This window comes from Mycoplasma elephantis ATCC 51980, from assembly GCF_000687815.1.
Classification (GTDB): Bacteria; Bacillota_I; Bacilli_A; order Mycoplasmatales; family Metamycoplasmataceae; genus Mycoplasma_H; species Mycoplasma_H elephantis.
This window is the reverse complement of the sequence record NZ_JHXU01000002.1, coordinates 54,733-69,870: the sequence shown is the minus strand read 5'-3', so window position 1 is coordinate 69,870 and position 15,138 is coordinate 54,733. Positions and strand designations below refer to the sequence as shown.

The window sequence follows — 15,138 nt, the reverse complement described above, 5'->3', positions numbered from 1 at the left end:
GTCTTTTTGTGGTAGTTATCAATAATATAAAATTATAATATTTATATATACTATTTTGTTAAAAACATTATGAAGTTTTGGCCATATTTTTTAGTTTTGAAACAACTAAAATTATCTATGTTTATATTATTTGGGTATCTGGTTTCTATAATTATTATTCCATCATTATTTAATATGTTTTGATCTTTTATATTAAATAAAACCAAGTTTAGTAGTTTTATGTCATTATAAGGAGGGTCAAGATATATAACGTCATACTTAAAATTATTATTTTGTGTAAAATTTATTGCATTTTCGTTGAAAATTCTAAAATTTTGTATTTCCAATTTTTTCAAATTATCTTCTATAATTTTGATATTATTTTTATCAATTTCGACAAAATCTACTAATTTAAAATCATTGCTAATAGCTTCAATACCAATTGAACCACTTCCTGAAAAAAGGTCTAAAAAAGTTTTTTTGTTTTCTTTAAATCTTAATGAATTAAAAACAGCCTCTTTTATTTTATCTTGAGTAGGTCTTGCTTGAGTTAGTAAGGGTTGTTTAATTATTCTATGACGATATTTCCCTGAAATTATTCTTATCATAATACTTAATAATATATAATATTTATTATGTTTGATATTAAATTAGTGGAATTACCGAAAAAAATTCTTAGAAATATATCTAAAGAAGTAACTTTACCATTATCACAAGAGGATGATTTACTTGCTCAAAAAATGATTTATCATGTATCTGATTCTCAAAAACCGAATACAAAGTTTAGGCCAGCAGTTGGAGTTGCAGCTATTCAATACGGAATAGAAAAAAGAATGTTTTATTTTAAAGTACCTGATGATAAAGGAAATATTTTAGTGGAGGATTTACTTATAAATCCTAAATATGAAGCAAAAAGTGACCAAATGATTGCTATTTCTGTTGGTGAAGGATGTTTATCTGTAAATGAGAATCACCCAAATCAAGAAGGATATATTTTTAGACCTGCAAGAGTAATAGTTTCGGGGTATTCATATTTAAGTAAGAAAATTGTTACCCATGATTTGGTTGGTTATCCAGCAATTGTTTGTGGTCATGAAATGGATCATCTTGATGGTAAATTATTTATAGATCATATTAATAGAAAAAATCCATGAAAAAAAATACCTAAAGCTATTTATATTTAAAATAAGGAGAAACATGTCAAAATTTAATCGTGTAATAATGATAGTAACTGATTCATTGGGAATCGGTCCTGATAAAGATCAAAAAAAATGAAATGATGTTGGCGCTAATACAATATACGCCGCAAGCAAAAGTGAAGAATTTAGCATAAAAACATGAAAAGAAATGGGCATTGCAAATATTGCTAAATTGCATAATATAATGCCGGTTAAAAAACCAATTGCATACGTAACCAAAGTGCAAGAAGTATCTAATGCTAAGGACACGCTTGCCGGTCATTGAGAAATGATGGGTATTAAAACCGAGGTACCATTTCCTACTTTTACAGAAAATGGTTTTCCAAAAGAATTAATTGCCGAATTAGAAAAAGCATTTGATGGACGTAAAATAGTGGGTAATAAATCGGCCTCTGGCACCGAAATAATTGATGAATTAGCTCATGAAGAACGCGATAATAACGGGATTATTGTTTATACATCGTTTGATTCTGTTCTTCAAATTTGTGCTCATGAAGAAATTATTGGTTTGGATAATTTATATAAGTATGCTAAAGCCGCTCGTAAAATATGTAGTTCTAGACCTGAATGAAATGTGGGAAGAATAATTGCCCGTCCATACGTAGGTACTCCCGGGAATTATACTAGAACATTTAATCGTCATGACTATGCTAACAAACCAGAACATACAATATTAAATAAACTCCAAGATAAAGGTGTAAAAGTAATTTCTGTTGGAAAAATTAATGATATTTTTGTTGGTAATGGTATTGATGAAAAATATCCTACAAAATCAGATCCGGAAAACATGGATCAAACAATAGATTTAGTAATGAAAGATACCAAAAATGAGTTAATTTTTACAAATTTAGTTCAATTTGATAGTCATTATGGACACAGAAGAAATATAGATGGATATGCTAAAAATATTTCTATTTTTGATATAAAACTTAAGAAATTAATAAGTGTTATGAAAGAAGATGATTTATTAATAATAACAAGTGATCATGGTAATGATCCATCATATCCTGGTTTTAATCATACGCGTGAATTATTACCTTTAACAATCTATTCAAAATCATTTAAAAAACCAGGTGTTTTTGGAACAAATGATAAAAATAATCAGGTAATAGGATTAGGGACTGCCGGTAATATTATTGCTAGAAATTTTGGTGTGGATATCGTTTTAAATACTGGTGAAGATGTATTTGATAAATTAATATAAAAAAAACGCTATACTGCGTTTTTTTTATTCCTTATAGCTTGCACCTTTTTTAATAGTGCCATTCGATTCATGGATAACTAAACCAATTTTTTTAGATTTTGCCAATTCATTTGCATAACTAATTGCTTCATCTTGAGTATTAAATTTTGCATATGCCTTTTTAGATTTTGCTTTTTTAATAATTCACATATTATTAGAGGGTAAAACATGATATCTGTTTATTAATTTATCTTTTCTGTTTGAAAATCCTTCTTGTATTTCTCCAGTTTTTTTATGAATTAAAACTCCAGAATTTTGGTTTTTTGATAATGTTTTAACATATGAAACTGCTTCAAGTTTTGTATCAAATGTTTTAACTGCTTTAACACTTTTTGTACCTTTTATTTGCCATTTACCATCTTTTAGTAAAACATGATATGAATTAGGTGTATTGTTTTTATTTTTTGAAAACCCTCTACTAATTTTGCCATCCGGACTATGAACTAATACTCCAGCATTTTGATTTTTTGCTAAATTGTTAGAAAATGAGATTGCTTCATTTTGTGTTTTAAATATTTTAATAGCTTTTTGTGCACCAACTTTTTTTACTTGTCACAACCCATCTTTATTTACTGATATATGATAAGTATTCGACTTTTTTGATGTTTTTTCTTCTTCCATTAAATCTCCAAATTATGAAAAACTTCTTGTACATCTTCATCATCTTCTAGTTTTTCAATTGCCGTTAAAATTTTTTGTGTCTTTTCTTCATCTAATTGAACATATGAGTTTGGTACGTAAGTGACAGCGGAATGTTCAAATTTCTCAATTTTAAATTCTTTTTCAATTCCTTCAGATAATTTTTGAAAATCGCTTGGTGCACAAGTTATTGAAATAATATGGTCTTCATTTTCAATTTCTTCTGCGTTATTTTCAATAGCGAATTCAGTAAGTGCATCTTCGTTGACTAATTTATCATTAATTTGAATTAATCCTTTTTGATCAAATACATAAGGAATTGTTCCAACTTTTCCTATTGAACCGTTTTGTTTGTTAAAAAAAGCCTTCATATTAGAACTTACACGATTAAAATTATCTGATAAACATGTTATTAAAATAGTTGCACCACCCGAAATAACTCCTGAATAAAGATATTCGACGAAATTATCTCCATCCCCATTATTTCCGGCTGCTTTTTGGATGGCCTTTTCAATATTTGCTTTTGGCATAGATTGGGCTTTTGCTTTTGAAATAGCTAATCTTAAAGATGGGTTCATATTAGGGTCTGTTCCGCCATGTGAAGCTGCTACAAAAATTTCTTTAGATAATTTTTGAAATGCAACACCTCTTTTTGCATCTTGAGCACCTTTTCTATGTTGGATATTTGCTCATTTTGAATGTCCTGCCATTTTATCCTTTCTATTTATTTTTTAAAATTTCAAAAAGTGTTTTTGGTCTTAAACCAATTTCACGTTTATGTTTACTAATATTGTTTAAATATTTTATTCTATTAATTTGATTTTTACTCAAATTATCTTTATTATTTAATAAATATAAGTCTAATTCATCATATGAGATTTGCATTTCTTCTTCATCAGTTTGTAATTCTCATAAGTCCGCACTAGGTTTTTTATTGATAATGCTATCTGGTACATTTAAATATTTTGCTAATAATTTTACTTCTGTTTTTAATAAATTACCTAAAGGAAATAAATCCGCCGCTCCATCACCATGCTTTGTAAAATATCCTGTGAATCATTCATCATAATTATCAGTTCCGCAAACAAGATAATTATTTTCTTGCGCTTTAGCATATAAGACAATCATTCTAAGACGAGGCATAATATTTACTTTTGCAAGAGTATTTTTTAAATTTAAATTGTTTATTAAATTTTTATATTCCTGTGTTAAATCAATGTTTTCTATTGGAATATCAAATTTTTCGCTTAATAACTGTATATCATTTTCATGTTGTTTATTTAGTGAATTTATAGGTATCGAAATAGCCTTAATATTTTTTTTAAAAGCTAATTTAGCTATTGCTAATGTAACTGCAGAATCAATACCCCCAGAAATACCAATAACAACTCCATTAGCATTTGCGTTTTTAACTTTTTCTTTTATTCAATCTACTAAATAATCAAGATATTTTTTTATATATTCATTAGTTAAATAATGTGTTTCTAAATTTTTATCTACTAATCTAATATTTTTACTATTCATATTTTATTATTATACAAACATTATTAATTAGTAAACAAATAATATAATTTGATTAAAATATTAACATGAGCAAAAAAGAAATATCATACGATGCTTTAGTGGTCGGGGCGGGACATGCAGGATTAGAAGCAGCATTTGCCTTAGCAAAACATAATAAAAAAACAGGACTTATAACTTTAGATTTAAGTAAAATGGGTATGATGCCATGCAACCCAAGTATAGGGGGGCCTGCTAAAGGTATAATAACAAGAGAAATTGATGCCCTAGGTGGTATGCAAGCATACTGGGCAGACAAAACAAAAATTCAAATTAAACTCTTAAATGAATCTAAAGGTCCTGCCGTGAGAGCTCTTAGAGCACAAATAGATAAAGAAGAATACAGTAAAGTTATATTAAATAGCGCGCAACAACAAGAAAATTTATTCTTGATTGAAGGAATGGTTATCGATATATTAATAGATAAAAATCAAGTTTGTGGCGTTGTTTTAGAAGATGGAACAATTATAAAAACGAAAGTAATTGTGATTACAACAGGCACATATATGAGTTCAAAAGTTTTGCGTGGTAGTGAAGTTAAAATTTCTGGACCGGATAATCAAAAAACTTCTAGTTTACTTAGTGAATCATTAAAAAAAATAGGGTTAGATATTCAAAGATTAAAAACTGGTACTCCTCCAAGAATTTATAGCAATAGTATAGATTTTTCAAAAGTTGAAAAAGAAGAACTTGATAATTATGAATTTACTTTTAGCGATAATGATAAATTAAAATTAGAAAATCAAATTTCATGTTATTTAACATACACAACTCCGAAAACACATGATATTATTTCTAAAAATTTAAAAAAATCTGCAATGTATTCAGGATTAATTCAAGGTATAGGTCCTAGATATTGTCCATCAATAGAAGACAAAATCGTAAAATTTCCCACTAAAGAAAGACATCAAATTTTCTTTGAACCAGAAACAAATAGGCAAGATATTATGTATATAAACGGTTTATCAACTTCGATGCCTATAGATATTCAAAAAGAGATAATTAAAACCATACCAGGTTTAGAAAATGCAAAAGTACAAAAATGAGCGTACGCCATTGAGTATGATGCTATAAACCCCCTAAATCTTAAAAAAAGTTTAGAAACAAAAAAGATAAAAAACCTTTTTATGGCAGGTCAAATAAATGGTACAAGTGGTTATGAAGAAGCTGCGGCACAAGGCTTAATAGCGGGGATAAATGCTGCTAGAAAAATTAATAATCAACCAGCAATTACAATAGCTAGAAATGATGCTTATATAGGTGTTTTGATAGATGACCTTACAACAAAAGGAACGAAAGAACCATATAGAATGTTAACAAGTCGTGCAGAATATAGGCTTTTGTTACGTAATGATAATGCTGATAAAAGGCTTTATAAATATGCTAAAGAAATAAATATAAAAAGTAAAGAAAAACTAAATTTTGTAAAAACAAAATATGAGAAAATTGAGCAAAAAATAAAGGAATTAAAAGAAAAATTTGTTTCTACAAAATCTGAAATTGCTACAAAATATGGTATTAGTAATGCTGTTAGCTATCTTCAACTTTTAGCTCGCCCAGAAGTTGATTATAATGATATTTTGGCAGGGTTTGAATTTCCTTACGAAGTCATGGTTAATGTAAGGTTAAATGGTTATATTGAAAAACAAATTAATGATGCAAATAAAATGCAAAAACTAGAAAATTTAAAGATTCCTGAAAATATAGATTATGACAAAGTTGATAATATTGCTATTGAGGCTAGATTAAAATTCAAAGAAGTTTTACCTGAAACAATAGGGCAAGCATCCAGAATTAGTGGAATAAACCCTAGTGATATACAAATGTTAATTTACTGATTAAAGATTAATGGAAGTAATAATGCAAATTAATTTAGTGTGTTTTGGAAAACTTTCAAAAAATAATAAATTACTTTTTGATGATTATTTAAACAAAATTCATGGGTGTAAAATTAACGTTATTGAATTGAAAGAATTAAATATAAAAAATATTGATTTAAAAATAAGGCAAGAAACAGAATTGGCGATAGATAAAATTCCAAAAAATTCAATAACATATTTTTTAGATTTAAATGGTGAAAAGATAGATTCATTACAATTTGCCAAAAAATTAAATAATTCAAACATTACATTTTTAATAGGAAGTTCAAATGGTTTTGATAAGGAATTAATTAAGGATTATTGTTCTATTTCGTTTTCAGATTTAACTTTTCCACATGAATTATTTAGAATAATGCTTATAGAACAAATATATAGAGGCATAAAAATTAATTCTAATTCAAATTATCATAAATAATATATTATTATATTATTAATATATGTTCGAAGAAAAACAAAATAAAACAACAAAATCTAGAAGATTTTGGGAAATAAGAAAAATATCTTTTACAGCTATCTTAATATCAATTGCTGTTGTTTTTGTAATTATTGGTACACAAATTATATTTTTAGCATCTATCCCCACATTTAAAATTTCGTTTATTGGTTTACCAGTAAAAATTACGGGATTTATTTTTGGTCCAATTGTTGGTTTATTAACTGGGCTTATAGCTGATTTGATTTCATTTATGTTTTTGCCAATATTCTTCCATCCATTTTATACTCTTGCAACAATGATGAATGGAGTTGTTTCGGGATTAGTGGGATGATTTTTTATTAAATTTTTAGGTTATTATTTTGGATATGACATTAGAATTAGTTTTCATAAAAGAAAAATTGTTAAGGCAAAGCAAAAAATTTTACTTTTAAAAGAAAAGTTAAAAAAAGTTGATGCAAAAAAAGCTAACAAATACAAAGACATGATTTCTAAATTAGAAGTGACAATTCTTTATCGTGAGGCAAAAATTAAAAGATGAAGAATCCGTAAATACTCAACAACTTTAATGAATATTAATATGATTGTTGCAACTTCTATTTTGGTAGCAGTAATTTTTACTATTTCTATTGCTTTTGCCCTTCCTAATATTATTACCGATGAAATGTTGGAAGATTCAGTTATAAAAAATAGATATGTTCTATTAGGTTTACTTGTTTTTGGGTTTAGTACAATGGGTGTTTTTATTATTGTTGGAAGATTTAAAATAAAACCAGAAAAATATACAATTTTTGTTCCGATCATAATTTTTAGCGCTCTTCTAGAATTTATAAATGTTCCAATATTATCAATGGCTGATGCCACTTCATTATCTGGAAATATTTCAAAATGACCGTTATTTATAATTACTCATATTGCGACATCTCCAATTAAAATTTGAATTAATTTAACTATTATTTATTATTCATATTCAATTGTTTTTGGTTTAATTAATAAGAATCAAAGCATAGTTTATTAAAAGGTGATTATGAGAAAAAAACTTTTGTTTTATATTAATGATTTAAATTGGTGTGGAACACAAAAAAAATATGTTTCTCCAATGTTGGTTCATGAAAATTCTCATCATTTATTTTTTTTCTCAGAAGAAAATAATATAAAATCAATTAATTTATTTAATAAAAAAAATTGTGTCTTAGAAAATGATAATGGAATATATGTTGGTCAAATAAATACATATATCCCAATGTTTAGGTGTGAAGAAGGAAAAGAACAAATATCTGAATCGTTTGTTTTTAATGATTTGTATAGTAAAAGCGAAGCAATAAAATTACCTACCAAAAAAGAATTAAAGTATAAATACAAACACCTTAAATCTAATTTTTTTAAGTTGCATGCAAATATAGCTGAACAAAGAAATATAAATGAAAGAGCAAGATATCAAAAGATAAATCAATTTTTTTTCTTTTATTTTCAAAAGTTTTTAAATGAGAAATTAAATTTCTCTTTTGAAAGCATGACTGAATTTTTAGAACAGTTTAATTTACTTGTTGATCAAGTAAATGTCACAAGGATTAAATCATTATTTGATATTCATAGTATCATCAAGAATTTTATTTTCGATGATAAAAGAAGCAACTCACAAGAATTAGAAGCGCGTTTAAAAAATAATTATTCACAAATTAAGGTTATAAGAAATATTGTTGATAAACCAAGTTTATCATATGATAACTTAAATAAAATAAGAAATTTAAAAGAAGAAATAGAAGAAATAAAAAAAACTATTAACAAAAGAAAGAAATTTGCATCAAAAGATTTTGATCAAATGATTTTTCAAATAAGTGTTAAATACAAAACAAATATAAAAAATAATGAATCATTATTGAGGTATCGTCAACAAATATATTCTAATTTCGCATATTCGGTAAGAAAACAAAAAAATAAGTTTTTATTTCTTTCTAAAGAACAATTTAAAAATTTTGAAAATAAAATTTTAAGTGAACTTTATTTTTTTACTATATCAAAAAACAATTATTCAATATTTGAAAAGCAAAACAAAAAATTTCCACGTTTAATTGCTAATTTCGTCAAAGACATTTTAGACGAATTTATTATTCAAAATAAAAAAAATCAAAATGAATTCAAGAGACAAATTGATGTTATTAAACACTCAATTTCAACAAACCACAAGCTAATTTCATGAAACAGAAATAATCTTGACATGCATAATTTATTTATTAATAAATATTATTCATATTATGATGATATGGCTGAAAAAAAATGAATCGATAATCATCAAAAAACTTCTAGTAATCAAAAGATAAAACTTAATAATTTTCTTTTAGATAGTTTTTTACTAACTCAGAGAAAAAAGACTAAAGAAAACAAATTATTTTTAAAAAAAATAAAAAATATTTTAAAAGAAAATCATCAATCTTGAGCGGAATTAGAAAATAAGTTTGATTCAATATTGGAAAAAAAGAAGATTGAATTTATGATTGATAAATTAGAGAAAGATATTATTGATTTTCTGCGTAAATATAAAATATGTAGATTTAATTCATTTAAAAAATTTGTTAAGGCATATAGATTTTTAAATATGATTGATATTTTTAATATCAATCCAGAAATTTTGGTAAACAAATACAAATTTATTAATGAATTTAATTCTAATAAAATAATCCTTTTATCTAAGATTTTAGAAAATCAAAATATTATACAGATGGATTTGTCGAAAATAAATTTAGATTCTCCATTTGGTGCATGGTTTTATTCTAATGTTTATCAAATTCTTAACCAATTAAATTGTTGCAGTATTTCTTATGTTTTAATTAATGATAATGATATTTCTAAAAAACTTAAAGAGTGAAAAATTGATTGAGTTTATTTTGTCAAAAATAATTTTATTTTAAATTCATTTAATGTTGAAAATCAAGAAAATTTCTTGAATAAATATAGAAATTACGAAAAAACTGTTCCACATAATTATGTAAATATTATTAAAGAAAATAATTTAATGTCATTAAATTATTTTAAATTAAAGTCAAAACTTGATGTAAATAATGATGAAACTAAGAAGGTGATTATTGAAAATACCAATGAATGAGAATTATCGAGATATGTGCATGAAAAGGATGATTAAACAATTTGGATAGAAATTTTTGGTTTATTCATTTTTAAGTCTATGTTATCTTCTTTAAAAATATTTTTATCAATTACAAAATATAGATTTTGTCTTGCATAAGTTGATAAAAAATGAATAATTGACAATTGTTTTTTAGTTTCATTACTAATACTATTTATGTCAAATCCGGGATTTAAATATGAAGTTAGTTGGTTTATATTTTTCGGTTTCATAGATTCATCATAATAAATTTTAATTTTTTGGAATTCGTTAGAATGATTTAAAACATAATTTACATCATTTGTGGTACTTAAGTAATATTTTTCATTATTATTTGCATAAACATATGTCTTTAAATCAAACATAAATTTTATATTTATTAATTTATTATTTGTATTATATTTTTTTTCTACATTTAAAATTTTATAGTCCATATTACATTTTATGCACTCAAAATATGTAGCATTTGCAGGTGTTGTTCTACTTAATAGTTTTAGAAATAAAGAGTTATTTTTATCTACTAATTCTAATAAATAATTATTTTTAAATAAATCATTTTGAACGATATCGGATAGAAGAATTTGATTATTATTATCTTTATTAAAATTAATCTTGTTATAGCTTGTATATAGATTACAATTTTCGCCTATAATATCTATTTTTAAGTTATTAATTACTCTTTTTCCTCTAAATTCGTTTATTTTATCAATATTGTAATCATTATTATTTATACATGATATTGTGGTCAAGTTTGGTAAAAAAGATAATGAAAACAGCATTGTTATTTTTTTTATTTTCATAGTACCTATTATAATTAATTTAATAATATAATATTAAATATTAGAAATGGAGATCAATGGATAAAATTTTTGATCATAATAAATTCGAACCAATTATTTTTAAAAAATGGGTTGAAAAACGCTATTTTTCAAATCATGATTTAAGCAAAAAACCTTTTACTATTTTGTTACCTCCTCCAAATGTCACGGGAGTTCTTCATTTAGGGCATGCTCTTGACACATATATTCCAGACACAATTAATAGATATTATAAATTAAATAATTATGATGTTTGGTTTATTGCTGGTATGGATCATGCAGGAATTGCTACTCAATCAAAAGTTGAACAATTATTAGTTGAAGAAGGAAAAGATAAACATAAATTAGGTCGTGAAGCATTTTTGGAAGAATGTTGAAAATGAAAATCTAAATACTCAACAATAATGAGAAAACAATGAGAAGGATTAGGTTTATCACTTGATTTTGAAAATGAACGTTTTACTCTTGATGATGAAGCTAATGAAGCGGTTTTAAAAGTGTTTGTTCATCTTTACAATAAAGGCTATATATATAAAGGAAAGTCTCCAATTAATTGGGATTGTAAACTAAAAACCGCATTAAGTAATGTTGAAGTTGTAAACGAAGAAATTGAACAAGATATGGTTTACATCAAATATCCAATTGTGGGAAGCGATGAATTTATAACCATTGCTACTGTACGTACAGAAACTTTATTCTCTGATGTGGCGGTAGTATTTAATCCTAATGATAAAAGATTTAAGCATTTACTCGGCAAAAAAGTTAGCCATCCGCTTTTAAATTCTGAAATACCAATAATTGCTGATGAATATATAGATCCATCCTTTGGGACAGGATTGATGAAATTGTCGGCTCATGCAATTGAGGATATTGAAATAATTAAGAAATATAATCTGGAAATAAATGAAACAATAGATGAAAATGGGATTTTATATAACGCAAAACAATTTAGTGGAATGGATAGGGTTAGTGCGAGAGCAAAAATAAATGAATTTCTTATTAATAACAATTTTGTATTAAAGATTGAAAAAACAATTTCTAATGTAGGTCTAAGTGAAAGAACTAAAACTCCTGTTGAAATTTTAGTTAGAGACCAATGATTTGTAAAAATGGAACAATTTAGTAAAGATGTTTTAGAAAATTTAAAAACAAAGTTATGTTCTAAATTTTATCCTTCAAGATTCTCAAAAGAATTGAAAAGATGAATGAATAATGTTCATGATTGAACAATATCTCGTCAATTATGATGGGGTCATAGAATACCCGCTTGATATAAAGGTGATCAAATTAAAGTTCAAATAGATTCTCCAGGCAAAGATTGAATTCAAGACGAAGATGTTTTAGATACATGGTTTAGTAGTGGGATAAGTTCTTTTACATTTTTAGGGTGGCCTCAAAGTACTAAAAATTTAGAACACTATTATCCTATTGATTTGCTTGTTACCGGGCGTGATTTAATATTTTTTTGAATAGCAAGAATGTACTTCTTTAGCTTAGAATTTACAGGTAAGGCCCCTTTTAAAAATATTATGATTCACGGTTTAGTTAGGGATGAGAATAATGTCAAAATGTCAAAAAGTTTGAATAACGGAATTGATCCTAATGATGTTATTAAAAAATATGGCAGCGATACCTTAAGATGAACGATTGTTTCTAACACAAAAGCCGGTAATGATTTACGTATTTCAAATAAGGATTTTGCCATCCATCAATCATTGATAAATAAACTTTGAAACGTTGCAAGGTATATAAAAAATAAAGAAGAAAGTGGTAATAAAGAGTTATATGAGATTGATAAATGAATAAACAATAAATTGCGTAATTTGAATAAAAATATTCAAAAATTATTGAAAAAATATGAATTTTCGATTATCGGAAAAGAGATTGAAAAGTATATTTATAATGATTTTTCATCATGATATATTGAACTTTCTAAAACTATTGATAATAAATATCAATCACTTGAAATTCTTAAGAAGACTCTAATTGTATTACATCCATTTTTACCATTTATTACAGATGCAATTTTTAATACATTATTTAATGAATCAGTCTTAGATAATAAATGACCAAAATTTAAGAAATATAATTTATCAAATAACATAGATATAATAATTGAAATTATTACATCAATTCGTAAGTATCGCCAAAATAACAATATAAGTAATAAAGATATTATTGGTTTTGATTATGATGGAGTTCTAAATGAAAATATTATTACATCAATAAATAAAATAGCTAATGCAAAATTTGAACAAAACAAGGATTATTTAGTTGCTTTATCATTAGGTAATCTATACATTAAAATGGATGAAAACACAAAAACAAAACTAAAAAATGATATTGAAGCAAAAATTATATTTTATGAAAAAGAAATTGTTAGATCTGAACAAATTTTAAACAATGAGAATTTTATTTCTAAAGCGCCACGTGAAAAAATAGAAATAGAAAAAGAAAAATATGAAAATTACAAACAAAAACTTAACCAATACAAAAAGGAATTAGAATGTATTTAATGGATGGTAAGAAGGTAGCTCTTGAAATAACCGAAATAATTAAAGATAGAGTAAAAGGCCTAAAAGTAAAGCCATCATTAGCAATAATACAAGTTGGCACATTAGAATCATCTAATAAATATGTAAGCTTAAAAATAAAAAAAGCTAATGAATTAGGTATAAATGCTCAATTATTCTCTTTTTCAGAAGATGTTAAATTCGAGGAATTAAAAAAGTTTTTCTTAAATAATGAAGATAAATTCGATGGTATTATGGTTCAATTACCCTTGCCAAAGCACTTAGATAAACAAAAAGTTTGCGATTTAATACCATATAGAAAAGATATAGATGGTTTAACTTCTAAAAATAATAATAAATTCTATAATGATAAAACTTCATTTACACCCGCTACAGCCAATGCTATTTTAAATATTATTGATTATTATGATATTGATGTTTATGCTAAGAAATGTGGTGTAATAGGACAATCAAATTTAGTTGGAAAACCTATTTCTTATTTATTAAGAAAAAGAGGGGCAATTGTCAATACGTATGATTTATCAACAGGTATCGATAATATAAACGTAAATGATGTTTTAATAGTTGCCGCTGGAACCGCTCATCTTGTGAATTATCAAATGATAAAAGATAATTGTGTTGTTATTGATGTTGGAACAAATATTGATAAACAAACAGAATACAAACTTAAAGGTGATGTTGACCCTGAAAAATTAGAGACAAAAGCAAGCTTCTTTGCTCCTGTTCCGGGTGGTGTTGGCCCATTAACAGTCGTTAGCCTTTTATATAATTTGATTAATAACCCATATACAGTAAATAAAAAACAACCCTAATAGTTGTTTTTTATTTATCCTAGTCTGTTTATTATAGTTTTAGCTGCAATTGCCCCATCTGATGCCGCTGTAATTATTTGACGGACATTTTTATCACGAACATCTCCAATCGCAAAAATATTTCCTATTTTTGTTTCCATATTTTCATTTGTTGTGATAAAGCCATATTCATTGGTTATCATTAAATCCTTAGCAAAATCTGTGGCTGGCATCATTCCAATATATGCAAATAATGCGCTTGCAGTTATTTCAATTAGTTGATTGTTTTTTTCATAAATTACTGTTTCAATAAAATCATTGCCTTTTAATTCCTTAACATTTGCATTCAAGATTATTTCAACATTTTTCTTGCTTTTTAACTCATCGACAAGTTTTTTTTCTGCGGTTAATGTGTCGGAATTTGTTATTAAGTAAAGTTTTGAAGCAACTGAAGTAAGAAAGGTTCCCTCTTCAACAGCAGAATTTCCACCCCCTAATACTACAATATTTTTATCTTTAAACATTGGGCCATCACAAATTCCACAATAAGAAAAACCTTTATTTTTAAATTTATTTAAGTTCTTTATAAAAGATGGCTCCCTATTTGTCATACCGGTTGCAATAATGATGGATTTTGTTTTAACTACTTTTCCATTAGATAATAAAATATCTTTGTCATTAATTGAGTTTGATCTAATGTTGACGACATCAGCCGTTTGTAATTCTGCGTTTGTTTTTTTAACATGATTTAAAAATCTTTGAGCCAAATCAAAACCTGTAATAAAATTATCACCAATTCAATTTTCAATTTTATTTGTTACCAATAACTTACCACCTGGTGCAGATTTTTCTAAAATTAATACTTTAAGATTATTGCGGGCTGCATAAAGAGCTGCATTAAGACCTCCTGGGCCTGCGCCAATAATTACAACATCGTACAT

At 25.7% G+C, this 15,138-nt stretch carries 14 protein-coding genes; 8 read left to right on the top strand and 6 right to left on the bottom strand.

Going from position 1 to position 15,138, the window contains the following annotated elements; translation table 4 throughout:
* Positions 1-50: 50 nt before the first annotated feature.
* Positions 51-587 carry a 16S rRNA (guanine(966)-N(2))-methyltransferase RsmD gene (gene rsmD / locus T380_RS0100815; protein ID WP_027334068.1) on the bottom strand — a complete coding sequence of 179 codons (537 nt, stop codon included), beginning with the start codon at positions 585-587 and terminating at the stop codon, positions 51-53.
* A 27-nt stretch (positions 588-614) separates the two neighbouring features.
* Here rsmD and def point away from each other — a divergent pair, with 27 nt between their 5' ends.
* Together def and T380_RS0100805 are read left to right on the top strand one after the other, a co-directional pair.
* Positions 615-1,163: a peptide deformylase gene (gene def / locus T380_RS0100810; RefSeq protein ID WP_211246869.1), complete on the top strand. Its 549-nt coding sequence runs from the start codon at positions 615-617 to the stop codon at positions 1,161-1,163.
* A gap of 13 nt (positions 1,164-1,176) precedes the next feature.
* Entirely contained in the window at positions 1,177-2,382 is a 1,206-nt protein-coding gene (locus tag T380_RS0100805; protein ID WP_027334066.1) for a phosphopentomutase, read from the top strand.
* A 24-nt stretch (positions 2,383-2,406) separates the two neighbouring features.
* Here T380_RS0100805 and T380_RS04210 read toward each other — a convergent pair whose 3' ends face one another.
* The 3 genes from T380_RS04210 to nadE are packed head-to-tail and all read right to left on the bottom strand — an operon-like array spanning position 2,407 to position 4,584.
* Positions 2,407-3,042 (bottom strand): DUF2188 domain-containing protein, encoded by a 636-nt coding sequence (locus T380_RS04210; protein ID WP_051599930.1) that lies wholly within the window; start codon positions 3,040-3,042, stop codon positions 2,407-2,409.
* Complete coding sequence (locus T380_RS0100790) at positions 3,042-3,770, bottom strand: YebC/PmpR family DNA-binding transcriptional regulator (RefSeq protein WP_027334065.1); 729 nt, start codon at positions 3,768-3,770, stop codon at positions 3,042-3,044. The genes T380_RS04210 and T380_RS0100790 overlap by 1 nt, the downstream gene beginning before the upstream one ends.
* Positions 3,771-3,780: 10 nt before the next feature.
* Entirely contained in the window at positions 3,781-4,584 is an 804-nt protein-coding gene (gene nadE, locus T380_RS0100785; protein WP_036436659.1) for an NAD(+) synthase, read from the bottom strand.
* A gap of 65 nt (positions 4,585-4,649) precedes the next feature.
* Between nadE and mnmG the strand changes: the two genes are divergently transcribed.
* From mnmG to T380_RS0100765, 4 genes are read left to right on the top strand one after another with little or no spacing between them, the layout of a single operon-like run.
* Positions 4,650-6,491, top strand: a complete 1,842-nt coding sequence (gene mnmG, locus T380_RS0100780) for a tRNA uridine-5-carboxymethylaminomethyl(34) synthesis enzyme MnmG (protein ID WP_027334063.1) — start codon at positions 4,650-4,652, stop codon at positions 6,489-6,491.
* Positions 6,481-6,915 carry a 23S rRNA (pseudouridine(1915)-N(3))-methyltransferase RlmH gene (locus tag T380_RS0100775; RefSeq protein ID WP_027334062.1) on the top strand — a complete coding sequence of 145 codons (435 nt, stop codon included), beginning with the start codon at positions 6,481-6,483 and terminating at the stop codon, positions 6,913-6,915. Before mnmG ends, T380_RS0100775 begins: the two co-directional genes overlap by 11 nt.
* A gap of 22 nt (positions 6,916-6,937) precedes the next feature.
* Positions 6,938-7,951, top strand: a complete 1,014-nt coding sequence (locus T380_RS0100770; protein ID WP_027334061.1) for a hypothetical protein — start codon at positions 6,938-6,940, stop codon at positions 7,949-7,951.
* Positions 7,952-7,960: 9 nt separating this feature from the next.
* Complete coding sequence (locus T380_RS0100765; RefSeq protein WP_027334060.1) at positions 7,961-10,072, top strand: hypothetical protein; 2,112 nt, start codon at positions 7,961-7,963, stop codon at positions 10,070-10,072.
* On the opposite strand, the gene T380_RS0100760 is transcribed toward T380_RS0100765, so the two are convergent.
* On the bottom strand, positions 10,069-10,854 hold the full coding sequence (locus T380_RS0100760; RefSeq protein WP_027334059.1) for a hypothetical protein: 786 nt from the start codon (positions 10,852-10,854) through the stop codon (positions 10,069-10,071). The genes T380_RS0100765 and T380_RS0100760 overlap by 4 nt on opposite strands.
* Before the next feature lie 56 nt (positions 10,855-10,910).
* Between T380_RS0100760 and T380_RS0100755 the strand changes: the two genes are divergently transcribed.
* Positions 10,911-13,388 (top strand): valine--tRNA ligase, encoded by a 2,478-nt coding sequence (locus T380_RS0100755; RefSeq protein ID WP_027334058.1) that lies wholly within the window; start codon positions 10,911-10,913, stop codon positions 13,386-13,388.
* Complete coding sequence (locus T380_RS0100750) at positions 13,388-14,218, top strand: bifunctional 5,10-methylenetetrahydrofolate dehydrogenase/5,10-methenyltetrahydrofolate cyclohydrolase (RefSeq protein WP_169734555.1); 831 nt, start codon at positions 13,388-13,390, stop codon at positions 14,216-14,218. Before T380_RS0100755 ends, T380_RS0100750 begins: the two co-directional genes overlap by 1 nt.
* Before the next feature lie 14 nt (positions 14,219-14,232).
* Here T380_RS0100750 and T380_RS0100745 read toward each other — a convergent pair whose 3' ends face one another.
* A complete protein-coding gene (locus T380_RS0100745) occupies positions 14,233-15,138 on the bottom strand; it encodes an NAD(P)/FAD-dependent oxidoreductase (protein WP_027334056.1) in 906 nt (301 codons plus the stop codon).